Origin of the sequence: Pseudomonas sp. A-RE-22, assembly GCF_019956035.1 — a bacterium.
Lineage (GTDB): Bacteria > Pseudomonadota > Gammaproteobacteria > Pseudomonadales > Pseudomonadaceae > Aquipseudomonas > Aquipseudomonas brassicacearum.
Genome location: NZ_JAHBCZ010000023.1, coordinates 46759 through 72992, shown reverse-complemented (window position 1 = coordinate 72992; position 26234 = coordinate 46759). Strand labels below are relative to the sequence as shown.

Below are 26234 nucleotides of genomic sequence, written 5' to 3'. Positions count from 1 at the left end.
CCCGAATTTCTTGACGACTATAGAGCATTGGAACCACCTGATCCCATCCCGAACTCAGCAGTGAAACGATGCATCGCCGATGGTAGTGTGGGGTTTCCCCATGTGAGAGTAGGTCATCGTCAAGATTAAATTCCGAAACCCCTATCTGCTGACGCAGGTAGGGGTTTTGTTTTGCCCGCGGGAAAGTCATTTTGTGTTTCTATGCAACTGTCTTGCGCATGGCTATCATGCGGGCCTCATTATCAGGGCGCAGTCCGCATGCTCACGTTGCTAAAACTTCTGAAGGATGGTCGCTTTCATTCAGGGCAGGCGCTGGGTGCTGCGCTGGGTATCAGTCGTAGTGCTGTATGGAAGCAATTACAGCACTTGGAAGCAGAAATAGGGCTGTCTGTTCATAAGGTTCGAGGTAGGGGGTATCAGTTGGCTAAACCTCTGGTGCTTTTGGATGCGGCAGAGATTTGCGCAAAAGGCCTTCATGAGTGGCCTGTCCATATCTTTGACACTATTGACTCCACCAACGCCGAGGCGCTGCGTTTGATCGAGCGTGGGGTGGCGGCGCCATTCATGGTTTTGGCCGAGCGACAGGTCGCTGGTCGTGGTCGTCGTGGCCGTAAGTGGGTCAGTCCGTTTGCCGAAAATCTCTACCACAGCCTAGTGCTACGCATTGACGGCGGCATGCGACAGATCGAAGGGCTGAGCCTGGTCGTCGGGCTTGCTGTCATGCATGCCCTGCGTGATATGGGGATCGCTGAGGCGGGGCTGAAATGGCCTAATGATGTCCTGGTGGGAGAGAAAAAGATCGCCGGCATTTTGCTTGAGTTGGTGGGAGATCCCGCAGACGTTTGCCATGTTGTCCTGGGCGTGGGGATTAATGTGAATATGCAATCGACTGATGAGGTTGACCAGCAATGGACATCCATGTGTCTTGAGGCAGGAAGGGATTCTGATCGAAATGAGCTGGTAGCCCGATTGGGTGCGAAGCTTCAGCACTATCTGAAGCTTCATCATGCATCGGGGTTTGCCGCAATACAGTCGGAGTGGGAGCAATACCATCTTTGGCAGGGCAGGGCTGTCTCTCTGATCGCCGGTGTTAATAAAATTGACGGTATTGTGCTGGGCATTGATCACCAGGGTGCGCTGCGTTTGAAGGTAGAGGGTGTGGAAAAAAACTTTAGCGGTGGTGAGCTCAGCCTGAGGTTGCGTGATGATTCTTGAGCTTGACTGCGGCAATAGCTTTATCAAATGGCGTGCTCTTCGTGCCGACGGGGTGACGCCGGTTGACGGCGGCGTGGTCAGCTCTGACAGCGATTTGCTGGTGAGCCTGAGTAATGCCGAGAAGTTCCAGCTCAAGAAATGTCGTCTTGTTAGTGTGCGGACCGTGGAGGAGACAGATTCATTGGTCGCCTCTCTGGTTGATGCGTATGGGGTATCGGTGACCCGTGCTGTGCCTGCCCGAGAAATGGCGGGGGTGAAAAACGGCTACCAGGATTACGAGCGGTTGGGGCTTGATCGATGGCTGGCCCTGCTTGGTGGGTTCCATCTTGCTTCGGGCGCGTGCCTGGTCCTTGATTTTGGTACTGCCATTACGGCTGATTTTGTGGCGGCGGACGGTGAGCATCTCGGCGGATTCATTTGTCCGGGCATGCCTTTGATGCGTAACCAATTGCGTACTCATACGCGAAGAATTCGCTATGACGATATGGCAGCTGAGCGAGCCCATGAGAGTCTCGCTCCAGGTCGGACAACTGTCGAAGCGGTGGAGCGGGGTTGCATGTTGATGCTCAGAGGGTTTGTCCTGACTCAGCTTGAATTGGCGCAGCAATATTGGGGAAAGGATTTCGTGGTGTTTCTCACGGGTGGGGACGCCAATCTGGTTTCCGGGGTTGTTCCTGATGCCAGGGTGGTGCCCGACCTGGTATTTGTCGGTTTGGCGATGGCCTGTCCTTTGTCTTGAGGTTTCTATGCGGTGGTTGTTCCTGTTGTTGCTGGTTTTGAATGTCTTCTACTGCATCTGGCATCAGCAGGAGGCCCCACTTCGCGCCAAGGATGTGACTCCGCTCAGTTTGTACCGCGGTTCGCAGCAGGATATTCACCTGTTGAGCGAAACGGCGGATGCACTTGTCAGGCGCGACCTGGGTAAACCCGGTGAAGCGCCAAAGACCTGTGTTTACTTGGGTGGTTTTGTTCGTCCGGAGCTGGCCAGGCAGCTGGAGCAGCGATTGGCTGCCTCGGGCGTCGTAGGTCGTTCTGCTGCGCCGAACTCGCCAAATCTCCCTGAGGGTGGGGGATTCTGGGTTCAGGTTTCCCAGGAAAGCGCGGGAAAGGTGAATGAAACGTTGCTTCAAAACCTTTCTAAAGAATTCAATGAGTTAAAACATAAAATAATGCCATGCGAAGGGGTTGCACCCGCTGGGTAGTTTGCATAGAATGGCGCCCGCTTCGCAGCGAAGACCTTTAAAGGTTAGCGATACGAAGCGACGTCAACGCAGCTAACCTCAGGTTTTTAATGAGAAAATGCTTGACAGAAGGCTGGCATGATATAGAATGCCGGCTCGCTTAGGAGGGGTTCCCGAGCGGCCAAAGGGATCAGACTGTAAATCTGACGTCTACGACTTCGAAGGTTCGAATCCTTCCCCCTCCACCATTTTTAGCGTGAGCTGCAAGCTCCGCGGGTATAGTTTAGTGGTAGAACCTCAGCCTTCCAAGCTGATGATGCGGGTTCGATTCCCGCTACCCGCTCCAAGTTTGCAGGTTGTGCAAAGTGTTTCGCTCTTGTAGCTCAGTTGGTAGAGCACACCCTTGGTAAGGGTGAGGTCAGCGGTTCAAATCCGCTCAAGAGCTCCATATAACAAGGCAGATATGAAAATATCTGCCTTTGTTTTAATGGCTTGTGTGACTCGCTAAATTCTTCTCCTAGGGGTGATTTCGATGGCTAAGGAAAAGTTCGAACGTAATAAGCCGCACGTCAACGTTGGTACCATTGGTCACGTTGACCACGGTAAAACCACGCTGACCGCTGCTCTGACCCGTGTCTGCTCCGAAGTTTTCGGTTCGGCCAAGGTTGACTTCGATAAGATCGACAGCGCCCCGGAAGAGAAAGCTCGCGGTATCACCATCAACACCGCTCACGTTGAGTACGATTCGGCCGTGCGTCACTACGCACACGTTGACTGCCCAGGTCACGCCGACTACGTAAAAAACATGATCACTGGTGCTGCTCAGATGGACGGCGCGATCCTGGTTTGCTCGGCCGCTGATGGTCCGATGCCGCAAACCCGTGAGCACATCCTGCTGTCCCGTCAGGTAGGCGTTCCGTACATCGTTGTCTTCCTGAACAAGGCTGACATGGTTGACGATGCTGAGCTGCTGGAACTGGTTGAGATGGAAGTGCGCGATCTGCTGAGCACTTACGATTTCCCAGGTGATGATACTCCAATCATCATCGGTTCGGCTCTGATGGCTCTGAACGGCCAAGACGACAACGAAATGGGCACCACTGCTGTCAAGAAGCTGGTGGAAACTCTGGATAGCTACATCCCAGAGCCAGAGCGTGCTATCGATAAGCCGTTCCTGATGCCGATCGAAGACGTGTTCTCGATCTCCGGTCGCGGTACTGTTGTGACTGGTCGTGTTGAGCGTGGCATCGTCCGTATCCAGGAAGAAGTTGAGATTGTCGGTCTGCGCGATACTCAGAAAACTACCTGCACCGGCGTTGAAATGTTCCGCAAGCTGCTCGACGAAGGTCGTGCTGGTGAGAACTGCGGCGTGCTGCTGCGCGGCACCAAGCGTGACGATGTTGAGCGTGGCCAGGTTCTGGTCAAGCCAGGTACTGTCAAGCCGCACACCAAGTTCACTGCAGAAGTTTACGTTCTGAGCAAGGAAGAGGGTGGTCGTCATACTCCGTTCTTCAAGGGCTACCGTCCACAGTTCTACTTCCGTACAACTGACGTGACTGGTAACTGCGAGCTGCCAGAAGGCGTTGAAATGGTAATGCCAGGTGACAACATTCAGATGACTGTTACCTTGATCAAGACCATCGCGATGGAAGACGGTCTGCGTTTCGCTATCCGTGAAGGCGGTCGTACCGTCGGCGCTGGCGTCGTAGCTAAAGTCATCGAGTAAACAGTTGTAATGTCTTTTTCGGGCCGGCATAATGGTCGGCCTGATTTTGTTTTAGGTCAGTAGCTCAATTGGCAGAGCGACGGTCTCCAAAACCGTAGGTTGGGGGTTCGATTCCCTCCTGACCTGCCAGATTCACTCAGTGTGTCTGGCTTTCTTTTCACAGGATCTTCATAGATGACTCCTAAAGCTGAAGCTCAAGGCTCTCGCTTCGATCTGCTCAAGTGGCTAGTGGTAGTCGCTTTGGTGGTTATTGGCGTTGTTGGCAATCAGTATTATTCTGCTTCGCCGATCCTGTACCGCGTACTTGCATTGCTTGCCATTGCTGCTGTTGCTGCCTTTGTAGGCCTGCAGACAGCCAAGGGCAAGTCTTTCTTTGTACTCGCTAAGGAAGCTCGCACCGAGATTCGTAAAGTCGTATGGCCGACTCGCCAAGAAACCACGCAGACCACGTTGATTGTTGTGGCTGTTGTTCTGGTAATGGCGTTGCTGTTGTGGGGGCTCGATTCCCTGCTCGGCTGGCTTGTTTCCTTGATTGTTGGCTAAGGGTGTCCCGTGGCTAAGCGTTGGTACGTTGTGCATGCTTACTCGGGTTACGAGAAGCATGTTATGCGCTCGCTGGTAGAGCGCGTAAAGCTGGCTGGCATGGAAGATGGCTTTGGCGAGATTCTGGTCCCCACTGAAGAAGTGGTTGAGATGCGTAATGGCCAGAAGCGCAAAAGTGAACGTAAGTTCTTTCCGGGCTACGTGCTGGTACAGATGGACATGAACGAAGGGACTTGGCACTTGGTCAAGGATACCCCTCGGGTGATGGGCTTCATTGGCGGTACCGCCGACAAGCCTGCGCCGATCACAGATAAAGAGGCAGAAGCGATTCTGCGTCGCGTCGCTGATGGTAGCGACAAGCCGAAGCCGAAGACACTGTTTGAACCAGGTGAGGTTGTACGCGTCACTGACGGTCCATTCGCTGATTTTAACGGCACGGTTGAAGAAGTTAACTACGAAAAGAGCCGGATCCAAGTGGCAGTGCTCATTTTCGGTCGCTCTACTCCGGTAGAGCTAGAGTTCAGTCAGGTCGAAAAGGTCTGATTGAGCAGGCATCCCAACCCCGCAGCCCAAGGCTGTGGGGTTTTGTCGTCACTGGGATAAACGCGCAAGTAACCGGGGAGCCTTTCGAGGCGTTCGAACCCGTAATTGGAGTGCCTCATGGCCAAGAAAATTACCGCTTACATCAAGCTGCAAGTGAAGGCCGCTCAGGCTAACCCAAGCCCACCTGTTGGTCCTGCCCTGGGTCAGCACGGCGTGAACATCATGGAATTCTGCAAGGCTTTCAACGCCCGTACTCAGGGTCTTGAGCCAGGTCTGCCGACTCCAGTGATCATCACTGTCTACAGCGACCGTAGCTTCACTTTCGAAACAAAAAGCACCCCAGCTTCGGTTCTGCTGAAGAAGGCTGCAGGTTTGACCAGCGGTTCCGCTCGTCCAAACACCGTTAAGGTTGGCACCGTTACCCGTGCTCAGCTGGAAGAAATCGCGAAAACCAAAAACGCGGATCTGACTGCAGCTGATATGGATGCAGCCGTGCGTACTATCGCCGGTTCTGCTCGTAGCATGGGCCTTAACGTGGAGGGTGTGTAATGGCTAAGCTGACCAAGCGTCAAAAGGCTATCGCCGGCAAAATCGAAGCAGGCAAGGCCTACAACTTTGTAGATGCCGCCGCTCTGCTGGCCGAGCTGTCGACTGTCAAGTTCAGCGAGTCGTTCGACGTTGCTGTAAACCTGGGCGTTGACCCACGTAAATCCGACCAGGTCGTTCGTAGCGCTACCGTGCTGCCACACGGCACTGGCAAGACCGTTCGTGTAGCTGTCTTCACCCAGGGCCCAGCAGCAGAAGCTGCTCTGGCTGCTGGTGCTGATCGCGTAGGCATGGACGATCTGGCTGCTGAAATGAAGGGCGGCGACCTGAACTATGACGTAGTGATCGCATCCCCGGATGCCATGCGCGTTGTAGGTCAGTTGGGTCAGATCCTCGGTCCACGTGGTCTGATGCCTAACCCTAAAGTCGGCACCGTAACGCCAGACGTAGCCACCGCGGTTAAAAACGCCAAGGCTGGTCAGGTTCGTTATCGCACCGACAAAAACGGCATCATCCATACTTCCGTTGGCAAGATCGGCTTCGACGCCGTCAAGCTGAAGGAAAACGTTGAAGCCCTGATCGCTGATCTGAAGCGTATCAAGCCAGCTTCTTCGAAAGGTATCTACGTCAAGCGCGTTACCCTGAGCACCACTATGGGCCCAGGTCTGGTCATCGATCAGAGCTCGCTCGACGCGTAAGACTCAGGTTGGCGCAAGTAATTGCGCCAATCGAAAAATTGGGGTCCCTGCCTGGCGGGGGCTGTCCAAGACCGTAGGCGACGCAAGTCTTAAACCACAAGCCTACGCAGATGGTGCTCCCGGTTCCTTACCGAATCAGACACCAAAACGACATTCGGTTTCGACCGGATGAAACGGTAACAAGCAGGAGTTAAACCCGTGGCAATTAAACTCGAAGACAAGAAGGCCATCGTCGCTGAAGTCAACGAGGCTGCCAAAGCTGCTCTGTCCGCTGTCGTGGCTGATGCCCGTGGCGTAACAGTAGGCGCTATGACCGGACTCCGTAAAGAGGCTCGTGAAGCTGGCGTTTACGTACGTGTTGTACGTAACACCCTGCTCAAGCGCGCTGTTGCTGACACTGAATACAGTGTCCTCAACGACGTGTTCACCGGCCCGACCTTGATTGCGTTCTCCACCCAACATCCTGGCGCTGCTGCCCGTTTGTTCAAGGAATTCGCCAAAGGTCAGGACAAGTTCGAGATTAAGGCAGCTGCGTTCGAGGGCAAGTTCCTCGCAGCTAACCAGATCGACGTACTGGCAACTCTGCCGACCCGTGACGAAGCAATTTCCCAGCTGATGAGCGTGATTCAAGGCGCAACCAGCAAATTGGCTCGTACTCTGGCGGCACTGCGCGACCAGAAAGAAGCTGCCGCAGCCTAAGGCTCGACACTCCTTTTCGCGTTTTTTGTTTATTTCGATGGTCGCGTAGGCCGTCCCCCAATCCAGGAATTTAGAGTCATGTCTATCTCTCAAAACGATATCCTCGAAGCCGTTGGCAACATGTCCGTAATGGAAGTTGTTGAGCTGATCAAAGCTTTCGAAGAAAAATTCGGTGTTACCGCTGCTGCTGCTTCCGCTGGTCCAGCTGTTGCTGCTGCCGTTGCTGAAGAGCAAACCGAATTCAACGTCATGCTGACCGAAGCTGGCGAGAAGAAAGTTAACGTGATCAAGGCAGTACGTGAACTGACCGGTCTGGGCCTGAAAGAAGCCAAGGCTGTAGTTGACGGCGCTCCTGCCATGGTTCTGGAAGCTGTTGCCAAAGACGCAGCTGACAAAGCCAAAGCAGTTCTGGAAGAAGCAGGCGCTAAAGTCGAGCTGAAGTAAGCATCGACTTTGCGTCTCCAGCCCGAGCGTTAAGCGACAGGCTGATGGCTGGTGGCTCTTGCCACCGGCCTTTTTCCGTTATTGGCAGCCGACTGGGTCGGTGCTGATCACGAGCTGTAACCACCCGATGTGGTGGCGCAAACCATGGGGTTTGCACGATTTTCTGGCTGCTCCCGTCGGGAGGGGCCAAACAAGCAGGTGACCAAGCTGGGGAACGCTGATGGCTTACTCATATACTGAGAAAAAACGTATCCGCAAGGACTTTAGCAAGTTGCCGGACGTCATGGATGTGCCGTACCTCCTGGCCATCCAGCTGGATTCGTATCGTGAATTCTTGCAAGCGGGAGCGACTAAAGATCAGTTCCGCGACGTGGGCCTGCATGCGGCCTTCAAATCCGTTTTCCCGATCATCAGCTACTCCGGCAATGCTGCGCTGGAGTACGTCGGTTATCGCCTGGGCGAACCGGCATTTGATGTCAAAGAATGCGTATTGCGCGGTGTTACTTACGCCGTACCTTTGCGGGTAAAAGTGCGCCTGATCATTTTCGACAAAGAATCGTCGAACAAAGCGATCAAGGACATCAAAGAGCAAGAAGTCTACATGGGTGAAATCCCCCTGATGACTGAGAACGGTACCTTCGTAATCAACGGTACCGAGCGTGTAATCGTTTCCCAGCTGCACCGTTCTCCGGGCGTGTTCTTCGACCACGACCGTGGCAAGACGCACAGCTCCGGCAAACTGCTTTACTCCGCGCGCATCATTCCTTACCGCGGTTCGTGGTTGGACTTCGAGTTCGACCCGAAAGACTGCGTATTCGTGCGTATCGACCGTCGTCGCAAGCTGCCTGCATCGGTACTGCTGCGCGCGCTCGGCTATACCACCGAAGAAGTGCTGGACGCGTTCTACACCACCAACGTTTTCCATGTGCAGGGTGAAAACCTCAGCCTGGAACTGGTGCCTCAGCGCCTGCGCGGTGAAATCGCTGTCCTCGATATCCAGGATGACAAAGGCAAGGTTATTGTCGAGCAGGGTCGCCGTATCACCGCTCGCCACATCAACCAGCTGGAAAAAGCCGGGATCAAAGAGCTGCAGGTGCCTCTGGACTACGTCCTGGGTCGCACCACGGCCAAGGTCATCGTGCATCCGGCCACCGGCGAAATCCTGGCAGAGTGCAACACCGAGCTGAACACCGAGATCCTGGCAAAAATCGCCAAGGCCCAGGTCGTTCGCATCGAGACGCTGTACACCAACGACATCGACTGCGGTCCGTTCATCTCCGACACGCTGAAGATCGACTCCACCGGCAACCAACTGGAAGCCCTGGTCGAGATCTATCGCATGATGCGTCCTGGCGAGCCGCCAACCAAGGATGCCGCCGAAACGCTGTTCAACAACCTGTTCTTCAGCCCTGAGCGCTATGACCTGTCTGCGGTCGGCCGGATGAAGTTCAACCGTCGTATCGGTCGTACCGAAATCGAAGGTTCGGGTGTATTGAACAAGGACGATATCGTTGCCGTCCTCAAGACCTTGGTCGACATCCGTAACGGCAAGGGCATCGTCGATGACATCGACCACCTGGGTAACCGTCGTGTTCGCTGTGTAGGCGAAATGGCCGAGAACCAGTTCCGTGTTGGCCTGGTGCGCGTAGAGCGTGCGGTCAAGGAACGTCTGTCGATGGCTGAAAGCGAAGGCCTGATGCCGCAAGACCTGATCAACGCCAAGCCTGTGGCTGCGGCGGTGAAGGAGTTCTTCGGTTCGAGCCAGCTGTCCCAGTTCATGGACCAGAACAACCCGCTGTCCGAGATCACCCACAAGCGTCGTGTCTCCGCACTCGGCCCGGGCGGTCTGACCCGTGAGCGTGCAGGCTTCGAAGTTCGTGACGTACACCCGACTCACTACGGTCGTGTATGCCCGATCGAAACGCCGGAAGGTCCGAACATCGGTCTGATCAACTCCCTGGCTGCCTATGCGCGCACCAACCAGTACGGCTTCCTCGAGAGCCCGTACCGTGTGGTGAAAGACGCCCTGGTCACCGACGAGATCGTGTTCCTGTCCGCCATCGAAGAAGCTGATCACGTGATCGCCCAGGCTTCGGCCACGATGAACGACAAGAAGGTCCTGGTCGACGAGCTGGTAGCTGTTCGTCACTTGAACGAGTTCACCGTCAAGGCGCCGGAAGACGTCACCTTGATGGACGTATCGCCGAAGCAGGTAGTTTCGGTTGCAGCGTCGCTGATCCCGTTCCTGGAGCACGACGACGCCAACCGTGCGTTGATGGGTTCGAACATGCAGCGTCAAGCTGTACCAACCCTGCGTGCCGACAAGCCGCTGGTAGGTACCGGCATGGAGCGTAACGTTGCCCGTGACTCCGGCGTTTGCGTCGTGGCTCGTCGTGGTGGCGTGATCGACTCCGTCGACGCCAGCCGTATCGTGGTTCGTGTTGCCGATGACGAAGTTGAAACTGGCGAAGCCGGTGTCGACATCTACAACCTGACCAAATACACCCGCTCCAACCAGAACACCTGCATCAACCAGCGTCCGCTGGTGAGCAAGGGTGATCGGGTTCAGCGCAGCGACATCATGGCCGACGGTCCGTCCACCGATATGGGTGAACTGGCGTTGGGTCAGAACATGCGCATCGCGTTCATGGCATGGAACGGCTTCAACTTCGAAGACTCCATCTGCCTGTCCGAGCGTGTGGTTCAGGAAGACCGCTTCACCACGATCCACATCCAGGAACTGACCTGTGTGGCTCGTGACACCAAGCTTGGCCCAGAGGAAATCACTGCGGACATCCCGAACGTGGGTGAAGCTGCACTGAACAAGCTGGACGAAGCCGGTATCGTTTACGTAGGTGCTGAAGTAGGCGCAGGCGACATCCTGGTGGGCAAGGTCACTCCGAAAGGCGAGACCCAGCTGACTCCGGAAGAAAAACTGCTGCGTGCCATCTTCGGTGAAAAAGCCAGCGACGTTAAAGACACTTCCCTGCGCGTGCCTACCGGCACCAAGGGTACCGTCATCGACGTACAAGTCTTCACTCGCGACGGCGTTGAGCGTGATGCTCGTGCACTGTCGATCGAGAAGACTCAACTCGACGAGATCCGCAAGGACCTGAACGAAGAGTTCCGTATCGTCGAAGGCGCAACTTTCGAGCGTCTGCGCTCCGCTCTGGTCGGCCACAAAGCCGAAGGCGGCGCCGGCCTGAAGAAAGGTCAGGAAATCACCGACGAAGTTCTCGACGGTCTTGAGCATGGCCAGTGGTTCAAACTGCGCATGGCTGAAGATGCTCTGAACGAGCAGCTCGAGAAGGCCCAGGCCTATATCGTTGATCGCCGCCGTCTGCTGGACGACAAGTTCGAAGACAAGAAGCGCAAACTGCAGCAGGGCGATGACCTGGCTCCAGGCGTGCTGAAAATCGTCAAGGTTTACCTGGCAATCCGTCGTCGCATCCAACCGGGCGACAAGATGGCCGGTCGTCACGGTAACAAAGGTGTGGTCTCCGTGATTATGCCGGTTGAAGACATGCCGCACGATGCCAATGGCACCCCGGTCGATGTGGTCCTCAACCCGTTGGGCGTACCTTCGCGTATGAACGTCGGTCAGATCCTTGAAACCCACCTGGGCCTCGCGGCCAAGGGCTTGGGCGAGAAGATCAACCGTATGATCGAAGAGCAGCGCAAGGTCGCTGATCTGCGTAAGTTCCTGCACGAGATCTACAACGAGATCGGCGGTCGCAACGAAGAGCTGGACACCTTCTCCGACCAGGAAATCCTGGATCTGGCGAAGAACCTGCGCGGCGGCGTTCCAATGGCTACTCCGGTGTTCGACGGTGCCAAGGAAAGCGAAATCAAGGCCATGCTGAAACTGGCAGATCTGCCAGAAAGCGGCCAGATGCAGCTGTTCGACGGCCGTACCGGCAACAAGTTCGAGCGCCCGGTTACCGTTGGCTACATGTACATGCTGAAGCTGAACCACTTGGTAGACGACAAGATGCACGCTCGTTCTACCGGTTCTTACAGCCTGGTTACCCAGCAGCCGCTGGGTGGTAAGGCGCAGTTCGGTGGTCAGCGTTTCGGGGAGATGGAGGTCTGGGCACTGGAAGCGTACGGTGCTGCATACACTCTGCAAGAAATGCTCACAGTGAAGTCGGACGATGTGAACGGTCGGACCAAGATGTACAAAAACATCGTGGACGGCGATCACCGTATGGAGCCGGGCATGCCCGAGTCCTTCAACGTGTTGATCAAGGAAATTCGTTCCCTCGGCATCGATATCGATCTGGAAACCGAATAACACGTGACGCGAATCGAGAGCGGGGCTGTTTTGCCCGCTTTCTGCTCCGCCAGGAGGAAAGGCCTTGAAAGACCTACTGAATTTGCTGAAAAACCAGGGTCAAGTCGAAGAGTTCGACGCCATCCGTATTGGATTGGCATCGCCTGAGATGATCCGTTCGTGGTCGTTCGGTGAAGTTAAAAAGCCGGAAACCATCAACTACCGTACGTTCAAACCTGAGCGTGACGGCCTGTTCTGCGCCAAGATCTTTGGCCCGGTCAAGGATTACGAGTGCCTGTGCGGTAAGTACAAGCGCTTGAAGCACCGTGGTGTGATCTGCGAGAAGTGCGGCGTTGAAGTCGCGCTGGCAAAAGTTCGTCGTGAGCGCATGGCGCACATCGAACTGGCCTCGCCAGTTGCCCACATCTGGTTCCTGAAGTCGCTGCCGTCCCGTATCGGCCTGCTGATGGACATGACCCTGCGTGATATCGAACGCGTTCTCTACTTCGAGAGCTACGTCGTTATCGATCCAGGCATGACCACCCTTGAAAAGGGTCAACTGCTCAACGACGAGCAGTACTTCGAAGCGCTGGAAGAGTTCGGCGACGATTTCGATGCCCGCATGGGTGCCGAAGCTGTCCGCGAGCTGCTGCACGCTATCGACCTGGAACACGAGATTGGCCGTCTGCGCGAAGAGATTCCGCAAACCAACTCCGAAACCAAGATCAAGAAGCTGTCCAAGCGTCTGAAGTTGATGGAAGCCTTCCAGGGTTCCGGCAACCTGCCAGAGTGGATGGTGCTGACCGTTCTGCCGGTTCTGCCGCCAGACCTGCGTCCACTGGTTCCGCTCGATGGCGGTCGTTTCGCGACTTCCGATCTCAACGATCTGTATCGTCGAGTGATCAACCGTAACAACCGCTTGAAGCGTCTGCTCGATCTGTCCGCTCCGGACATCATCGTGCGCAACGAGAAGCGTATGTTGCAGGAAGCGGTCGACGCACTGCTCGACAACGGTCGTCGTGGCCGCGCTATCACCGGTTCCAACAAGCGTCCTCTGAAATCCCTGGCTGACATGATCAAGGGTAAGCAGGGTCGTTTCCGTCAGAACTTGCTCGGTAAGCGTGTTGACTACTCCGGTCGTTCGGTAATTACCGTAGGCCCGACCCTGCGTCTGCACCAGTGCGGTCTGCCAAAGAAAATGGCCCTGGAGCTGTTCAAGCCGTTCATTTTTGGCAAGCTGGAAATGCGTGGTCTTGCGACCACCATCAAAGCGGCCAAGAAAATGGTCGAGCGCGAGCTGCCAGAGGTCTGGGACGTTCTCGCTGAAGTGATTCGCGAACACCCGGTTCTCCTCAACCGTGCACCGACCCTTCACCGTCTGGGCATCCAGGCGTTTGAACCGGTACTGATCGAAGGTAAGGCTATCCAGCTGCACCCGCTGGTCTGTGCTGCGTACAACGCCGACTTCGACGGCGACCAGATGGCCGTGCACGTACCGCTGACACTGGAAGCCCAGTTGGAAGCGCGTGCGTTGATGATGTCGACCAACAACATCCTGTCGCCAGCCAACGGTGAGCCAATCATCGTTCCGTCGCAGGACGTTGTATTGGGTCTGTACTACATGACGCGTGAAGCGATCAACGCCAAGGGCGAAGGTCGTGTGTTCGCGGATCTGCAGGAAGTTGACCGTGTGTTCCGTGCCGGCGAAGCCGCACTGCACGCCAAGGTCAAGGTGCGGATCAATGAAACCGTGAACGATCGTGACGGTGGCAGCGTCAAGAACACTCGAATCGTCGACACCACTGTCGGCCGTGCGTTGTTGTTCCAGGTTGTTCCACCTGGTCTGTCTTACGACGTCGTCAACCAGCCGATGAAGAAGAAGGCGATCTCCAAGCTGATCAACCAGTGCTACCGCGTGGTTGGTCTGAAAGAGACCGTGATCTTCGCTGACCAGTTGATGTACACCGGTTTTGCCTATTCGACCATTTCCGGCGTTTCCATCGGTGTTAACGACTTCGTTATCCCGGATGAAAAAGCCCGCATCATCGGTGCTGCTACCGAAGAAGTGAAAGAGATCGAAAGTCAGTACGCCTCCGGCCTGGTAACCCAGGGCGAGAAGTACAACAAGGTGATCGACCTCTGGTCCAAGGCGAACGACGAAGTCTCCAAGGCGATGATGGCCAACCTCTCGAAAGAGAAAGTCATCGACCGTCATGGCAACGAAGTCGACCAGGAATCCTTCAACTCGATGTACATGATGGCCGACTCGGGCGCACGGGGTTCTGCTGCGCAGATCCGTCAGCTCGCCGGTATGCGTGGCCTGATGGCCAAGCCGGACGGCTCCATCATCGAGACCCCGATTACCGCGAACTTCCGTGAAGGCCTGAGCGTACTCCAGTACTTCATCTCCACTCACGGTGCTCGTAAGGGTCTTGCGGATACCGCGTTGAAAACGGCGAACTCCGGTTACCTGACGCGTCGTCTGGTAGACGTTGCCCAGGATCTGGTCGTGACCGAGATCGATTGCGGCACCGAACACGGCCTGGTAATGACTCCGCACATTGAAGGCGGTGACGTTGTAGAGCCGTTGGGTGAACGCGTATTGGGTCGTGTCATCGCCCGTGACGTATTCAAGCCAGGTACCGAGGACGTGATCGTTCCTGCGGGCACCCTGGTTGACGAGAAGTGGGTCGAGTTCATCGAGCTCAACAGCATCGACGAAGTGATCGTACGTTCGCCGATCAGTTGCGAAACTCGCTACGGCATCTGCGCCAAGTGCTACGGTCGCGACCTGGCACGTGGTCACCAGGTGAACATCGGTGAAGCGGTCGGCGTTATCGCTGCCCAGTCCATCGGTGAGCCGGGTACCCAGCTGACGATGCGTACGTTCCACATCGGTGGTGCGGCAAGCCGGACCTCCGCGGCCGACAGCGTTCAGGTGAAGAATGGCGGTACCGTCCGTCTGCACAACCTGAAGCACGTTGAGCGAGTGGATGGTCACCTGGTGGCTGTATCGCGTTCCGGTGAGCTGGCCATCGCTGACGACTTCGGTCGCGAACGCGAGCGCTACAAGCTGCCGTACGGTGCTGTGATTTCGGTCAAGGAAGGTGACAAGGTCGACGCTGGCGCCATCGTGGCCAAGTGGGACCCGCACACTCACCCGATCGTTACCGAAATGAAAGGTACCGTGACCTACGTGGGCATGGAAGAAGGCATCACGATCAAGCGTCAGACCGACGAATTGACCGGTATGACCAACATTGAAGTACTCGATGCGAAAGATCGTCCAGCTGCCGGCAAGGACATCCGTCCTGCTGTGAAGATGGTCGACGACAATGGCAAGGATCTGTTGCTGCCAGGCACTGACGTAATCGCTCAGTACTTCCTGCCAGCCAACGCCCTGGTCGGTGTTGCGGACGGTGCGCGGATCGCGATCGGTGATGTTATCGCTCGTATCCCGCAGGAAACTTCGAAAACTCGTGACATCACCGGTGGTCTACCGCGTGTTGCCGACTTGTTCGAAGCCCGTCGTCCGAAAGAAGCTTCGATTCTGGCTGAAGTCAGCGGCACCATCGCATTCGGTAAAGAGACCAAGGGCAAGCGTCGCCTGGTCATTACACCGAACGACGGTAGCGATCCGTACGAAGAGCTGATTCCGAAGTGGCGTCACCTGAACGTTTTCGAAGGCGAACAGGTAAACCGCGGCGAAGTTATCTCGGACGGTCCGAGCGATCCACACGACATCCTGCGTCTGCTGGGTGTGAGTGCGCTGGCCAAGTACATCGTGAACGAGATCCAGGACGTTTACCGTCTGCAAGGCGTGAAGATCAACGACAAACACATCGAGACCATCCTGCGTCAGATGCTGCGTAAGGTCGAGATCGCTGAATCCGGCGACTCGAGTTTCATCAAGGGCGACCAGATGGAACTGACTCACGTACTGGTGGAAAACGAGCGCCTGGCGACCGAAGACAAGTTTGTCTCCAAGTTCACTCGCGTGCTGCTGGGTATCACCAAGGCGTCGTTGTCCACCGAATCGTTCATCTCGGCGGCTTCCTTCCAGGAAACCACCCGTGTGCTGACCGAAGCGGCGGTAACCGGCAAGCGCGATTACCTGCGCGGCCTGAAAGAAAACGTGGTCGTGGGTCGTCTGATCCCGGCCGGTACCGGTTTGGCCTATCACAGCGAACGCAAGCGTCGCCGTGATGCTGACAAGCCGTTGCGCGTAAGCGCCAGTGAAGTGGAAGCTGCACTGACCGAAGCACTGAACTCGAGTGGTAACTGAGTTCTGCGGTAATTGAGTGCCTGGCCCTGGTCACCCCGTTCGGCGGATCGAGACAAATTGTCGAGATCCGGCGGGCGGGGAGGTCGGGGCCTTGCCTTGACTGGGGACAAGATCCTCTTTAGACTCTTGATCCCCTAAATTTGGCGGGAATTCGTTCCTGCCATTTTGCTTTTCTTGTAAGACAATAGCGTCGCAAGACAACAGTGGAGCTAGTAGATGGCAACTATCAACCAGCTGGTACGTCAGCCGCGTAAGCGTATCGTCGAGAAATCCGACGTGCCTGCGCTGCAGAACTGCCCGCAACGTCGTGGCGTATGCACCCGTGTGTATACCACCACGCCGAAAAAACCTAACTCGGCACTGCGTAAAGTATGCCGTGTGCGTCTGACCAACGGTTTCGAGGTTTCCTCGTACATCGGCGGTGAAGGCCACAACCTGCAAGAACACAGCGTGGTACTGATCCGCGGCGGTCGTGTAAAAGACTTGCCAGGTGTTCGTTACCACACCGTTCGCGGCTCTTTGGATACTTCCGGCGTTAAAGGTCGTAACCAAGGTCGTTCGAAGTACGGTACCAAGCGTCCGAAATAATCGGCCGTTTTGCAGTTTTTAATTTTATTGAGTCGATAAGAGTAAGGTCGGGCACGCATCCGCTGTCCCGGGCTAACCTGAAGACCGTTTGAGGGCTTATCAATGCCAAGACGTCGCGTAGCAGCCAAACGTGAGATTCTGGACGATCCGAAATACGGAAGCCAGATTCTCGCCAAGTTCATGAACCACGTAATGGAAAGCGGCAAGAAAGCCGTTGCCGAGCGTATCGTTTATGGTGCACTGGACAAAGTTAAGGAACGCAAGAACAGCGATCCCCTGGAAATCTTCGAGAAAGCTCTCGACGCCATCGCTCCGCTGGTCGAAGTGAAGTCGCGCCGTGTAGGCGGTGCTACTTACCAGGTTCCGGTCGAAGTTCGTCCGTCCCGTCGTAACGCCCTGGCAATGCGCTGGTTGGTAGACTTCGCCCGCAAGCGCGGCGAGAAGTCCATGGCCCTGCGTTTGGCTGGCGAACTGTTGGACGCTGCTGAAGGTAAAGGTGCTGCAGTTAAGAAGCGTGAAGACGTGCACCGTATGGCTGAAGCCAACAAGGCTTTCTCGCACTACCGCTTCTAATTTTAGCGTCACTCAATTTGCGAGGGCTTTATGGCTCGTACTACACCGATTAACCGCTACCGTAACATCGGTATCGTCGCTCACGTGGATGCTGGTAAAACCACCACCACCGAGCGCGTCCTTTTTTACACCGGCAAAAGCCACAAGATGGGCGAGGTGCATGATGGCGCCGCGACCACCGACTGGATGGTGCAGGAGCAGGAGCGTGGTATTACCATTACTTCTGCTGCCATTACCGCTTTCTGGAAGGGTTCCGAGAAGCAGTACAAGGACGAGCACCGCTTCAACGTCATCGATACCCCGGGCCACGTTGACTTCACCATTGAAGTAGAACGTTCCCTGCGCGTACTCGATGGCGCTGTGGTTGTATTCTGCGGCACCTCGGGCGTTGAGCCTCAGTCGGAAACCGTATGGCGTCAAGCCAACAAATACGGCGTTCCACGTCTTGTTTATGTGAACAAGATGGACCGTGCTGGTGCCAACTTCCTTCGCGTGATCGGTCAGATCAAGCAGCGTCTGGGCCACACTCCGGTGCCTATTCAGCTGGCTATCGGTTCCGAAGACAACTTCCAGGGTCAGATCGATCTGATCAACATGCAAGCTGTCTACTGGAACGATGCTGACAAAGGCATGGTTCCTGTTCGCAAGGACATTCCTGCTGAATTGCTGGAAGAAGCCGAGAAGTGGCGTGGCAACATGGTTGAGGCTGCGGCCGAAGCCAACGAAGAGCTGATGAACAAGTACCTCGAGGGCGAAGAGCTCACCAACGAGGAAATCAAGGCCGCTCTGCGCCAGCGTACTATCGCTGGTGAAATCGTCCTGGCTGTTTGCGGTTCTTCCTTCAAGAACAAGGGCGTTCCCCTGGTTCTCGACGCCGTTATCGACTTCCTGCCTGCGCCAACCGACATTCCTGCCATCAAGGGTACTGACCCGGATGACGAGACTATCGAGCTGGAGCGTCATGCCGATGACAGCGAGCCGTTCTCGGCTCTGGCGTTCAAGATCGCTACCGACCCATTCGTGGGTACCTTGACCTTTGTCCGTGTTTACTCGGGCGTGTTGAACTCCGGCGACGGCGTGATCAACTCTGTAAAAGGCAAGAAAGAGCGCGTAGGCCGTATGGTGCAAATGCACGCTAACGCCCGCGAAGAGATCAAGGAAGTGCGCGCTGGCGACATCGCGGCCTTGATCGGCATGAAGGACGTCACCACGGGTGAAACCTTGTGCAACGGCGACAAGCCAATCATCCTGGTTCGCATGGACTTCCCGGAGCCGGTTATTTCGGTTGCCGTTGAGCCTAAGACCAAGGATGACCAGGAAAAAATGGGTATCGCTCTGGGCAAGCTTGCTCAGGAAGACCCGTCTTTCCGCGTCAAGACTGATGAAGAGACTGGTCAGACGATCATCTCCGGCATGGGCGAGCTGCACCTGGACATCCTGGTTGACCGGATGCGCCGTGAGTTCAACGTCGAAGCCAACATCGGTAAGCCTCAGGTTTCCTATCGTGAGCGCATCACGAAGAACTGTGAAATCGAAGGCAAGTTCGTTCGCCAGTCCGGCGGCCGTGGTCAGTTCGGTCACTGCTGGATCCGTTTTGCACCGGCTGACGAAGGTCAGGAAGGTCTGCAATTCGTGAACGAAGTCGTAGGTGGTGTGGTTCCTAAGGAATACATCCCGGCGATCCAGAAGGGTATCGAAGAGCAGATGAAGAACGGCGTTGTTGCCGGCTATCCGCTGATCGGCCTGAAGGCAACTGTGTTTGATGGTTCTTACCACGACGTCGACTCCAACGAGATGGCGTTCAAGGTGGCTGCTTCCATGGCAACCAAGCAACTGGCCCAGAAGGGCGGTGGTGAGTTGCTCGAGCCGATCATGGCGGTAGAAGTCGTTACGCCTGAAGACTACATGGGTGATGTCATGGGCGACCTTAACCGTCGTCGTGGCATGATTCTGGGTATGGAAGATACGGTTTCCGGCAAGGTCATTCGTGCCGAGGTTCCGTTGGGTGAAATGTTCGGTTATGCAACCGACGTTCGTTCCATGTCTCAGGGTCGCGCAAGCTACTCTATGGAATTCAAAAAATACAATACAGCTCCGTCGCATATCGTCGAGACTGTTACCAAAAAGCAAGGCTGATTCAGCCCTTTAGGCAAGGAGTTAATTGTCGTGGCTAAAGAAAAATTTGATCGTTCCCTACCGCACGTCAACGTTGGCACCATTGGTCACGTTGACCACGGTAAAACCACTCTGACTGCGGCTCTGACTCGCGTCTGCTCCGAAGTTTTCGGTTCGGCCGTTGTTGCTTTCGACAAAATCGACAGCGCTCCGGAAGAAAAGGCTCGTGGTATCACCATCAACACCGCGCACGTTGAGTACAACTCTTCGATTCGTCACTACGCTCACGTTGACTGCCCAGGTCACGCTGACTACGTGAAGAACATGATCACTGGTGCTGCCCAGATGGACGGCGCGATCCTGGTTTGCTCGGCCGCTGATGGTCCGATGCCTCAAACCCGTGAGCACATCCTGCTGTCCCGTCAGGTAGGCGTTCCGTACATCGTTGTCTTCCTGAACAAGGCTGACATGGTTGACGACGCTGAGCTGCTGGAACTGGTTGAGATGGAAGTGCGCGATCTGCTGAGCACTTACGACTTCCCAGGTGATGACACTCCAATCATCATCGGTTCGGCTCTGATGGCTCTGAACGGCCAGGACGACAACGAAATGGGTACCACCGCTGTCAAGCGTCTGGTAGAAACTCTGGACAGCTACATCCCAGAGCCAGTTCGTGTTATCGACAAGCCGTTCCTGATGCCAATCGAAGACGTGTTCTCGATCTCGGGTCGCGGTACTGTTGTGACCGGTCGTATCGAGCGCGGTATCGTCAAGGTTCAGGATCCACTGGAAATCGTAGGTCTGCGTGACACCACCGTCACCACCTGCACCGGTGTTGAAATGTTCCGTAAACTGCTCGACGAAGGTCGTGCTGGCGAGAACTGCGGCGTTCTGCTGCGTGGTACCAAGCGTGACGACGTTGAGCGTGGCCAGGTTCTGGTTAAGCCGGGTTCGGTCAAGCCGCACACCAAGTTCGAAGCTGAAGTGTATGTTCTGAGCAAAGAAGAAGGCGGTCGTCACACTCCGTTCTTCAAAGGCTACCGTCCACAGTTCTACTTCCGTACAACTGACGTGACTGGTAACTGCGAGCTGCCAGAAGGCGTTGAAATGGTAATGCCAGGCGACAACATCAAAATGGTTGTCACCCTGATCAAGACCATCGCAATGGAAGACGGTCTGCGTTTCGCTATCCGTGAAGGCGGTCGTACCGTCGGCGCTGGCGTCGTAGCCAAAATCATCGAGTAAGCTCTTTCTTGAGTAAGCTTTGATGAGTTGAAAAAGCCCCCGCCCAGCGGGGGCTTTTTTATTGGGTTGACACCTATCAGGGGCGTCTATAGAATTGCGCCTCCTTTTAACGGGCGTATTGCGCCCGGTGGGAATAGCAGCCGGAGTCTGAAATCCAATGCAAAATCAGCAAATCCGTATCAGGTTGAAGGCTTTTGACCATCGCCTGATCGACCAATCCACCCAGGAAATCGTGGAAACCGCGAAACGTACTGGTGCTCAAGTGCGTGGTCCAATTCCACTGCCTACCCGTAAAGAGCGGTTCACCGTTCTGGTCTCCCCGCACGTCAACAAAGACGCGCGTGACCAGTACGAGATCCGTACTCATAAGCGCGTTCTGGACATCGTCCAGCCAACGGATAAAACCGTTGATGCACTTATGAAGCTTGATCTTGCGGCCGGTGTGGAAGTGCAGATCAGCCTCGGCTAAGACTCGGTCTTAGTCGTGTAACGCTCTGAAATGGGCGGCCATAGCGGGTGAAAGCCCCGTACACTCATGAGGTTTACAACATGACTATTGGTGTAGTCGGTCGTAAATGCGGTATGACCCGTATTTTCACCGAAGAAGGTGTCTCCATTCCGGTCACGGTCATTGAGATCGAGCCGAATCGCGTCACCCAGTTCAAAACTGAAGAGACCGATGGCTATCGTGCAGTGCAAGTCACTGTCGGCGAGCGTCGCGCTTCGCGTGTAACAGCAGCTCAGGCTGGCCACTTCGCCAAGGCGAACGTTGCCGCTGGTCGTACCGTAATGGAATTCCGCCTTGAAGAAGGCGAGTACCAGGCCGGCGATCTGATCAACGCTGAAATCTTCGCCGCTGGCCAACTGGTTGATGTAACCGGTCAGTCCAAGGGTAAAGGCTTCCAGGGTACGATCAAGCGTTGGAACTTCCGCGGGCAAGATAACACCCACGGTAACTCCGTATCCCACCGCGTTCCAGGCTCTATCGGCCAGTGCCAGACTCCTGGTCGTGTATTCAAGGGCAAAAAAATGTCCGGTCATATGGGCGCTGAGCGCGTGACCGTGCAGTCCCTCGAAGTAGTGCGCGTGGACGCTGAACGCAATCTGTTGTTGGTCAAGGGCGCTGTTCCTGGCGCTACTGGCGGCAACTTGGTTGTACGTCCAGCAGCCAAGGCTCGCGGTTAAGGGGAAGCTGACATGCAATTAAATGTAAATGACGCTCAAGCGATCGAAGTTTCCGAACTGACATTTGGCGGCGAATTCAACGAGACGCTGGTTCACCAAGCAGTCGTGGCCTACATGGCCGGCGGCCGTCAAGGTAGCAAGCAGCAAAAGACCCGTTCCGACGTTTCCGGTGGCGGCAAGCGCCCATGGCGTCAGAAAGGTACTGGCCGTGCTCGTGCCGGTACTATCCGTAGCCCAATCTGGCGTGGCGGCGGTACCACTTTCGCAGCTCGTCCTCAGGATCACTCCCAGAAGCTGAACAAGAAGATGTATCGCGCAGCAATGCGTTCCATCCTTGCTGAGCTGGTGCGTACTGATCGTCTGGTCGTGGTTCAGGACTTCGCTGTTGAAGCACCGAAAACCAAAGATCTGCTGAACAAGCTGAACGGCATGGGCCTGACTGACGTCCTGATCGTGTCTGACGCTGTTGATCAGAACCTGTACCTGGCTGCTCGCAACCTGCCACACGTCGACGTTCGTGACGTGCAAGGTTCCGATCCGGTCAGTCTGATCGCATACGACAAGGTGTTGATCACCGTGTCGGCCGTGAAGAAATTCGAGGAGCTGCTGGGATGAACCAGGAACGCGTATTTAAAGTTCTGCTTGGCCCGCACGTTTCCGAGAAGGCTACGGTTCTGGCAGACAAGAAAGGCCAGTTCGTTTTCAAGGTTGCTACCGACGCAACCAAGCTGGAAATCAAGAAGGCCGTCGAAAGCCTGTTCAGCGTGAAAGTAGAGCGCGTGACTACCCTGAACGTTCTGGGTAAAAGCAAGCGCACTGCTCGCGGTCTGGGCAAGCGTAATGACTGGAAGAAGGCAGTTATCTCCCTTCAGCCAGGCCAAGATCTCGATTTCAGCAGCAGTGCTGAGTAAGGAAGGGGTGCATCATGGCAATCGTTAAATGCAAACCGACTTCCCCTGGCCGCCGTTTTGTGGTCAAGGTGGTCAACCAGGAGCTGCATAAAGGCGCTCCTCACGCACCGCTGCTCGAGAAAAAATCGAAGTCTGGTGGTCGTAACAACAATGGCCGTATTACCACTCGTCACATCGGTGGTGGTCATAAGCAGCATTATCGTCTGGTCGACTTCCGTCGCAACGACAAGGATGGCATCGCTGCCACCGTCGAGCGTATCGAATACGATCCAAACCGTACTGCTCACATCGCTCTGCTGCTGTACGCAGATGGCGAGCGTCGCTACATCATCGCCCCTAAAGGCGTGAGTGCTGGCGACCAGCTGATCGCAGGTGCCCTGGCACCGATCAAGCCGGGCAACGCTCTGCAACTGCGTAACATTCCAGTTGGTAGCACCGTACACGGCATCGAATTGAAGCCAGGTAAAGGCGCACAGATCGCTCGTTCCGCTGGTGCTTCGGCTCAGCTGATCGCTCGTGAAGGTGTCTACGTGACCCTGCGTCTGCGTTCTGGTGAGATGCGTAAAGTACTGGCTGAATGCCGTGCGACCCTGGGCGAAGTCTCGAACTCCGAGCACAGCCTGCGTTCGTTGGGTAAAGCTGGTGCCAAGCGCTGGCGTGGCGTTCGCCCAACCGTTCGTGGTGTTGCCATGAACCCGGTTGACCACCCACATGGTGGTGGTGAAGGTCGTACCTCTGGTGGTCGTCATCCGGTATCGCCATGGGGCTTCCCGACTAAGGGCGCGAAGACTCGTGGTAATAAGCGTACCGACAAAATGATCGTCCGTCGTCGCAAGTAAATAGAGGGATACGACAGTGCCACGTTCTCTGAAAAAAGGTCCTTTTATTGATCTTCACCTACTGAAGAAGATCGAAGTGGCGGCGGAAAAGAACGATCGCAAACCAGTTAAGACCTGGTCGCGTCGTTCGATGATCCTGCCACAAATGGTCGGTTTGACCATCGCAGTACACAACGGTCGCCAACACGTCCCAGTTCTCGTGAACGAAGACATGGTCGGCCACAAACTGGGCGAGTTCGCCGGTACCCGCACATACCGTGGGCACGTGGCTGACAAGAAAGCCAAGCGTTAAGGGGTAAGGAAATGGAAGTAGCCGCTAAGTTGTCGGGCGCTCGAATCTCCGCCCAGAAAGCCCGCTTGGTCGCCGACCAGATCCGCGGGAAGAAGGTGGGCGAAGCGCTCAACCTGTTGGCTTTCAGCAGTAAGAAAGCCGCCGAGATCATGAAGAAAGTGCTGGAGTCGGCCGTAGCCAACGCCGAGCATAACGAAGGCGCAGACGTTGATGACCTGAAGGTCAGCACCGTTTTCGTCAACGAAGGGCGTTCGCTGAAGCGCATCATGCCACGTGCCAAAGGCCGTGCTGATCGCATCGTCAAGCGGTCTTGCCATATCACTGTCAAGGTTGCTGACAAGTAACGGAGTCGAAGAGATGGGTCAGAAAGTACATCCCATTGGCATTCGCCTGGGAATCGTCAAGGAGCACACCTCCGTCTGGTACGCAGACGGTCGGACTTATGCGGACTACTTGTTCGCTGATCTGAAGGTGCGTGAGTATCTCCAAGACAAACTAAAAAGCGCGTCCGTAAGCCGTATCGATATCCATCGTCCGGCGCAGACTGCACGTATCACCATCCACACCGCTCGTCCAGGTATCGTTATCGGGAAGAAAGGTGAAGATGTTGAGAAACTGCGTCAGGACCTGACCAAGCAAATGGGTGTGCCTGTGCACATCAATATCGAAGAGATCCGCAAGCCGGAGCTCGACGGTATGCTGGTTGCGCAGAGCGTAGCTCAGCAGCTGGAGCGTCGCGTAATGTTCCGTCGCGCTATGAAGCGCGCTGTACAGAACGCAATGCGCATTGGTGCCAAAGGCATCAAAATCCAAGTGAGCGGTCGTCTCGGCGGTGCTGAAATCGCACGTACTGAATGGTATCGCGAAGGTCGTGTGCCACTGCACACCCTGCGTGCCGACATCGACTATGCCAACTACGAAGCTCACACCACCTACGGTGTGATCGGTGTAAAGGTTTGGATCTTCAAAGGCGAAGTAATTGGTGGTCGCCAAGAAGAACTGAAGCCACAAGCACCAGCGCCTCGTAAAAAAGCTGCTAAGTAAGGGGTACGCCAAATGTTGCAACCAAAGCGTACGAAGTTCCGCAAGCAGATGACCGGTCACAACCGTGGCCTGGCATTGCGCGGTAGCAAAGTCAGCTTCGGCGAGTTCGCGCTGAAGTCTGTTGCTCGTGGTCGTCTCACCGCTCGTCAGATCGAGTCAGCGCGTCGTGCTCTGACCCGTCACGTAAAACGTGGCGGCAAGATCTGGATCCGTGTATTCCCGGACAAGCCTGTCACCAAGAAGCCACTCGAAGTTCGGATGGGTAAAGGTAAGGGTAACGTGGAGTACTGGGTTGCCCAGATTCAGCCAGGCAAAGTCCTGTATGAAATCGAGGGTGTTTCTGAAGAGCTGGCGCGTGAGGCTTTCGCCCTGGCTGCTGCAAAGCTGCCGCTCGCCACCTCCTTTGTTAAACGGACGGTGATGTGATGAAAGCGAATGAACTTCGTGAAAAATCAGCACAGCAGCTGAACGAGCAACTGCTCGGCCTGCTGCGCGACCAGTTCAATCTGCGTATGCAGAAAGCAACTGGCCAGTTGGGGCAGTCTCATCTGCTCTCGCAAGTTAAGCGTGACATCGCTCGCGTGAAAACTGTGCTCAACCAGCAGGCAGGTAAGTAATCATGGCTGAAGCCGAAAAAACTGTCCGTACGCTGACTGGCCGTGTTGTCAGCGACAAGATGGACAAAACCATCACCGTTCTGATCGAGCGTCGCGTTAAGCACCCGATCTACGGTAAATACGTTAAGCGTTCGACTAAGCTGCACGCGCACGACGAAACCAATCAGTGCCACATCGGCGACAAAGTCACTATTCGTGAAACTCGTCCGATGGCCAAGACCAAGTCTTGGGCGCTGGTTGATGTTCTCGAACGCGCTGTGGAAGTCTAAGGGCTAGGGGTCGGAGAAATTATATGATTCAGACTCAATCCATGCTCGATGTGGCCGATAACAGCGGCGCTCGCCGTGTTATGTGCATCAAGGTGCTGGGTGGCTCCCATCGTCGTTACGCTGGTATCGGTGACATCATCAAAGTTACCGTCAAGGAAGCAATTCCTCGCGGTAAGGTGAAAAAAGGCCAAGTGATGACTGCTGTCGTAGTCCGCACTCGCCATGGCGTCCGTCGTGCTGACGGCTCCATCATCCGCTTTGATGGCAACGCTGCTGTTCTGTTGAACAACAAGCAAGAGCCGATCGGCACCCGTATCTTTGGGCCAGTGACCCGTGAACTTCGTACTGAGAAGTTCATGAAGATCGTCTCGCTCGCCCCAGAAGTGCTGTAAGGAGATCCGAC

The 26234-nt window shown here is 55.5% G+C and carries 28 protein-coding genes, 4 tRNA genes and 1 rRNA gene; all 33 read left to right on the top strand.

The features are described from left to right. Nucleotides 1–9 precede the first annotated feature (9 nt). The 33 genes from rrf to rplN all read left to right on the top strand — a co-directional run bounded on the left by rrf (nt 10) and on the right by rplN (nt 26223). Nucleotides 10–125: ribosomal RNA gene (gene rrf, locus KGA89_RS13865) — 5S ribosomal RNA — on the top strand. Nucleotides 126–258: 133 nt separating this feature from the next. Next, nucleotides 259–1215 (top strand): bifunctional biotin--[acetyl-CoA-carboxylase] ligase/biotin operon repressor BirA, encoded by a 957-nt coding sequence (gene birA / locus KGA89_RS13860; RefSeq protein WP_223471841.1) that lies wholly within the window; start codon nt 259–261, stop codon nt 1213–1215. Further along, complete coding sequence (locus tag KGA89_RS13855) at nt 1205–1954, top strand: pantothenate kinase (protein WP_223471840.1); 750 nt, start codon at nt 1205–1207, stop codon at nt 1952–1954. Before birA ends, KGA89_RS13855 begins: the two co-directional genes overlap by 11 nt. 7 nt (nt 1955–1961) lie before the next feature. After that, complete coding sequence (locus KGA89_RS13850; protein WP_223471839.1) at nt 1962–2417, top strand: hypothetical protein; 456 nt, start codon at nt 1962–1964, stop codon at nt 2415–2417. Nucleotides 2418–2559: 142 nt separating this feature from the next. After that, a tRNA-Tyr gene (locus tag KGA89_RS13845) sits at nt 2560–2644 on the top strand. A gap of 24 nt (nt 2645–2668) precedes the next feature. After that, nucleotides 2669–2742, top strand: a tRNA-Gly gene (locus KGA89_RS13840). Nucleotides 2743–2768: 26 nt separating this feature from the next. Continuing rightward, nucleotides 2769–2844 (top strand) — tRNA-Thr (locus KGA89_RS13835). An 84-nt stretch (nt 2845–2928) separates the two neighbouring features. Next, on the top strand, nt 2929–4122 hold the full coding sequence (gene tuf, locus KGA89_RS13830; RefSeq protein ID WP_003186103.1) for an elongation factor Tu: 1194 nt from the start codon (nt 2929–2931) through the stop codon (nt 4120–4122). Between the two features lie 53 nt (nt 4123–4175). Beyond that, nucleotides 4176–4251 (top strand) — tRNA-Trp (locus tag KGA89_RS13825). 45 nt (nt 4252–4296) lie between these two features. Further along, nucleotides 4297–4665 (top strand): preprotein translocase subunit SecE, encoded by a 369-nt coding sequence (gene secE, locus KGA89_RS13820; protein WP_003206102.1) that lies wholly within the window; start codon nt 4297–4299, stop codon nt 4663–4665. A gap of 9 nt (nt 4666–4674) precedes the next feature. Then, nucleotides 4675–5208, top strand: coding sequence for a transcription termination/antitermination protein NusG (gene nusG / locus KGA89_RS13815; RefSeq protein ID WP_003186097.1), 534 nt, complete (start codon nt 4675–4677; stop codon nt 5206–5208). Between the two features lie 117 nt (nt 5209–5325). Beyond that, nucleotides 5326–5757 (top strand): 50S ribosomal protein L11, encoded by a 432-nt coding sequence (gene rplK / locus KGA89_RS13810; protein WP_003176435.1) that lies wholly within the window; start codon nt 5326–5328, stop codon nt 5755–5757. Further along, complete coding sequence (rplA, locus tag KGA89_RS13805; protein ID WP_003186095.1) at nt 5757–6452, top strand: 50S ribosomal protein L1; 696 nt, start codon at nt 5757–5759, stop codon at nt 6450–6452. Before rplK ends, rplA begins: the two co-directional genes overlap by 1 nt. A 198-nt stretch (nt 6453–6650) precedes the next feature. Then, the gene (gene rplJ / locus KGA89_RS13800) at nt 6651–7151 is read left to right on the top strand and encodes a 50S ribosomal protein L10 (protein ID WP_003206099.1); all 501 of its coding nucleotides are present in this window, start codon (nt 6651–6653) and stop codon (nt 7149–7151) included. A gap of 78 nt (nt 7152–7229) precedes the next feature. After that, nucleotides 7230–7595, top strand: coding sequence for a 50S ribosomal protein L7/L12 (gene rplL, locus KGA89_RS13795; protein WP_003206098.1), 366 nt, complete (start codon nt 7230–7232; stop codon nt 7593–7595). Between the two features lie 220 nt (nt 7596–7815). After that, on the top strand, nt 7816–11889 hold the full coding sequence (gene rpoB, locus KGA89_RS13790) for a DNA-directed RNA polymerase subunit beta (protein WP_013694338.1): 4074 nt from the start codon (nt 7816–7818) through the stop codon (nt 11887–11889). Between the two features lie 64 nt (nt 11890–11953). Further along, a complete protein-coding gene (gene rpoC / locus KGA89_RS13785; RefSeq protein WP_003206095.1) occupies nt 11954–16153 on the top strand; it encodes a DNA-directed RNA polymerase subunit beta' in 4200 nt (1399 codons plus the stop codon). 216 nt (nt 16154–16369) lie between these two features. Then, nucleotides 16370–16741 (top strand): 30S ribosomal protein S12, encoded by a 372-nt coding sequence (gene rpsL / locus KGA89_RS13780; protein WP_003186084.1) that lies wholly within the window; start codon nt 16370–16372, stop codon nt 16739–16741. 102 nt (nt 16742–16843) lie between these two features. Continuing rightward, complete coding sequence (gene rpsG, locus KGA89_RS13775) at nt 16844–17314, top strand: 30S ribosomal protein S7 (protein WP_003186074.1); 471 nt, start codon at nt 16844–16846, stop codon at nt 17312–17314. A gap of 30 nt (nt 17315–17344) precedes the next feature. Then, a complete protein-coding gene (gene fusA / locus KGA89_RS13770; RefSeq protein ID WP_003206094.1) occupies nt 17345–19450 on the top strand; it encodes an elongation factor G in 2106 nt (701 codons plus the stop codon). A 30-nt stretch (nt 19451–19480) separates the two neighbouring features. Further along, the gene (gene tuf / locus KGA89_RS13765) at nt 19481–20674 is read left to right on the top strand and encodes an elongation factor Tu (RefSeq protein WP_003186071.1); all 1194 of its coding nucleotides are present in this window, start codon (nt 19481–19483) and stop codon (nt 20672–20674) included. 157 nt (nt 20675–20831) lie between these two features. Then, entirely contained in the window at nt 20832–21143 is a 312-nt protein-coding gene (gene rpsJ / locus KGA89_RS13760) for a 30S ribosomal protein S10 (protein WP_003186070.1), read from the top strand. An 80-nt stretch (nt 21144–21223) separates the two neighbouring features. After that, nucleotides 21224–21859, top strand: a complete 636-nt coding sequence (gene rplC, locus KGA89_RS13755) for a 50S ribosomal protein L3 (protein WP_003186059.1) — start codon at nt 21224–21226, stop codon at nt 21857–21859. A 12-nt stretch (nt 21860–21871) separates the two neighbouring features. Next, complete coding sequence (gene rplD / locus KGA89_RS13750; protein ID WP_003186057.1) at nt 21872–22474, top strand: 50S ribosomal protein L4; 603 nt, start codon at nt 21872–21874, stop codon at nt 22472–22474. After that, nucleotides 22471–22770 (top strand): 50S ribosomal protein L23, encoded by a 300-nt coding sequence (gene rplW / locus KGA89_RS13745; protein WP_002555488.1) that lies wholly within the window; start codon nt 22471–22473, stop codon nt 22768–22770. Before rplD ends, rplW begins: the two co-directional genes overlap by 4 nt. A 14-nt stretch (nt 22771–22784) precedes the next feature. Beyond that, on the top strand, nt 22785–23609 hold the full coding sequence (gene rplB / locus KGA89_RS13740; protein ID WP_003186055.1) for a 50S ribosomal protein L2: 825 nt from the start codon (nt 22785–22787) through the stop codon (nt 23607–23609). A gap of 16 nt (nt 23610–23625) precedes the next feature. Continuing rightward, nucleotides 23626–23901 carry a 30S ribosomal protein S19 gene (gene rpsS, locus KGA89_RS13735; RefSeq protein WP_002555486.1) on the top strand — a complete coding sequence of 92 codons (276 nt, stop codon included), beginning with the start codon at nt 23626–23628 and terminating at the stop codon, nt 23899–23901. A gap of 11 nt (nt 23902–23912) precedes the next feature. After that, the gene (gene rplV / locus KGA89_RS13730) at nt 23913–24245 is read left to right on the top strand and encodes a 50S ribosomal protein L22 (protein WP_003103908.1); all 333 of its coding nucleotides are present in this window, start codon (nt 23913–23915) and stop codon (nt 24243–24245) included. A 13-nt stretch (nt 24246–24258) separates the two neighbouring features. After that, nucleotides 24259–24945, top strand: a complete 687-nt coding sequence (gene rpsC, locus KGA89_RS13725) for a 30S ribosomal protein S3 (RefSeq protein ID WP_003176422.1) — start codon at nt 24259–24261, stop codon at nt 24943–24945. Between the two features lie 12 nt (nt 24946–24957). Continuing rightward, a complete protein-coding gene (rplP, locus tag KGA89_RS13720) occupies nt 24958–25371 on the top strand; it encodes a 50S ribosomal protein L16 (protein ID WP_003186052.1) in 414 nt (137 codons plus the stop codon). Beyond that, nucleotides 25371–25562: a 50S ribosomal protein L29 gene (gene rpmC / locus KGA89_RS13715; RefSeq protein ID WP_002555481.1), complete on the top strand. Its 192-nt coding sequence runs from the start codon at nt 25371–25373 to the stop codon at nt 25560–25562. The genes rplP and rpmC overlap by 1 nt, the downstream gene beginning before the upstream one ends. Before the next feature lie 2 nt (nt 25563–25564). After that, nucleotides 25565–25831 (top strand): 30S ribosomal protein S17, encoded by a 267-nt coding sequence (gene rpsQ, locus KGA89_RS13710; RefSeq protein ID WP_003194644.1) that lies wholly within the window; start codon nt 25565–25567, stop codon nt 25829–25831. A 23-nt stretch (nt 25832–25854) separates the two neighbouring features. Then, nucleotides 25855–26223, top strand: a complete 369-nt coding sequence (gene rplN, locus KGA89_RS13705) for a 50S ribosomal protein L14 (protein WP_002555479.1) — start codon at nt 25855–25857, stop codon at nt 26221–26223. The last annotated feature ends 11 nt before the right edge of the window (nt 26224–26234 follow it).

What these genes read in the sequence shown, in the direction of transcription:
- birA (WP_223471841.1), top strand. Translation starts at nt 259, where the DNA reads ATGCTCACGTTGCTAAAACTTCTGAAGGATGGTCGCTTTCATTCAGGG.
- KGA89_RS13855 (WP_223471840.1), top strand. Translation starts at nt 1,205, where the DNA reads ATGATTCTTGAGCTTGACTGCGGCAATAGCTTTATCAAATGGCGTGCT.
- KGA89_RS13850 (WP_223471839.1), top strand. Translation starts at nt 1,962, where the DNA reads ATGCGGTGGTTGTTCCTGTTGTTGCTGGTTTTGAATGTCTTCTACTGC.
- tuf (WP_003186103.1), top strand. Translation starts at nt 2,929, where the DNA reads ATGGCTAAGGAAAAGTTCGAACGTAATAAGCCGCACGTCAACGTTGGT.
- secE (WP_003206102.1), top strand. Translation starts at nt 4,297, where the DNA reads ATGACTCCTAAAGCTGAAGCTCAAGGCTCTCGCTTCGATCTGCTCAAG.
- rplK (WP_003176435.1), top strand. Translation starts at nt 5,326, where the DNA reads ATGGCCAAGAAAATTACCGCTTACATCAAGCTGCAAGTGAAGGCCGCT.
- rplA (WP_003186095.1), top strand. Translation starts at nt 5,757, where the DNA reads ATGGCTAAGCTGACCAAGCGTCAAAAGGCTATCGCCGGCAAAATCGAA.
- rplL (WP_003206098.1), top strand. Translation starts at nt 7,230, where the DNA reads ATGTCTATCTCTCAAAACGATATCCTCGAAGCCGTTGGCAACATGTCC.
- rpoB (WP_013694338.1), top strand. Translation starts at nt 7,816, where the DNA reads ATGGCTTACTCATATACTGAGAAAAAACGTATCCGCAAGGACTTTAGC.
- rpsL (WP_003186084.1), top strand. Translation starts at nt 16,370, where the DNA reads ATGGCAACTATCAACCAGCTGGTACGTCAGCCGCGTAAGCGTATCGTC.
- rpsG (WP_003186074.1), top strand. Translation starts at nt 16,844, where the DNA reads ATGCCAAGACGTCGCGTAGCAGCCAAACGTGAGATTCTGGACGATCCG.
- fusA (WP_003206094.1), top strand. Translation starts at nt 17,345, where the DNA reads ATGGCTCGTACTACACCGATTAACCGCTACCGTAACATCGGTATCGTC.
- rpsJ (WP_003186070.1), top strand. Translation starts at nt 20,832, where the DNA reads ATGCAAAATCAGCAAATCCGTATCAGGTTGAAGGCTTTTGACCATCGC.
- rplC (WP_003186059.1), top strand. Translation starts at nt 21,224, where the DNA reads ATGACTATTGGTGTAGTCGGTCGTAAATGCGGTATGACCCGTATTTTC.
- rplD (WP_003186057.1), top strand. Translation starts at nt 21,872, where the DNA reads ATGCAATTAAATGTAAATGACGCTCAAGCGATCGAAGTTTCCGAACTG.
- rplW (WP_002555488.1), top strand. Translation starts at nt 22,471, where the DNA reads ATGAACCAGGAACGCGTATTTAAAGTTCTGCTTGGCCCGCACGTTTCC.
- rplB (WP_003186055.1), top strand. Translation starts at nt 22,785, where the DNA reads ATGGCAATCGTTAAATGCAAACCGACTTCCCCTGGCCGCCGTTTTGTG.
- rplV (WP_003103908.1), top strand. Translation starts at nt 23,913, where the DNA reads ATGGAAGTAGCCGCTAAGTTGTCGGGCGCTCGAATCTCCGCCCAGAAA.
- rpsC (WP_003176422.1), top strand. Translation starts at nt 24,259, where the DNA reads ATGGGTCAGAAAGTACATCCCATTGGCATTCGCCTGGGAATCGTCAAG.
- rplP (WP_003186052.1), top strand. Translation starts at nt 24,958, where the DNA reads ATGTTGCAACCAAAGCGTACGAAGTTCCGCAAGCAGATGACCGGTCAC.
- rpmC (WP_002555481.1), top strand. Translation starts at nt 25,371, where the DNA reads ATGAAAGCGAATGAACTTCGTGAAAAATCAGCACAGCAGCTGAACGAG.
- rpsQ (WP_003194644.1), top strand. Translation starts at nt 25,565, where the DNA reads ATGGCTGAAGCCGAAAAAACTGTCCGTACGCTGACTGGCCGTGTTGTC.
- rplN (WP_002555479.1), top strand. Translation starts at nt 25,855, where the DNA reads ATGATTCAGACTCAATCCATGCTCGATGTGGCCGATAACAGCGGCGCT.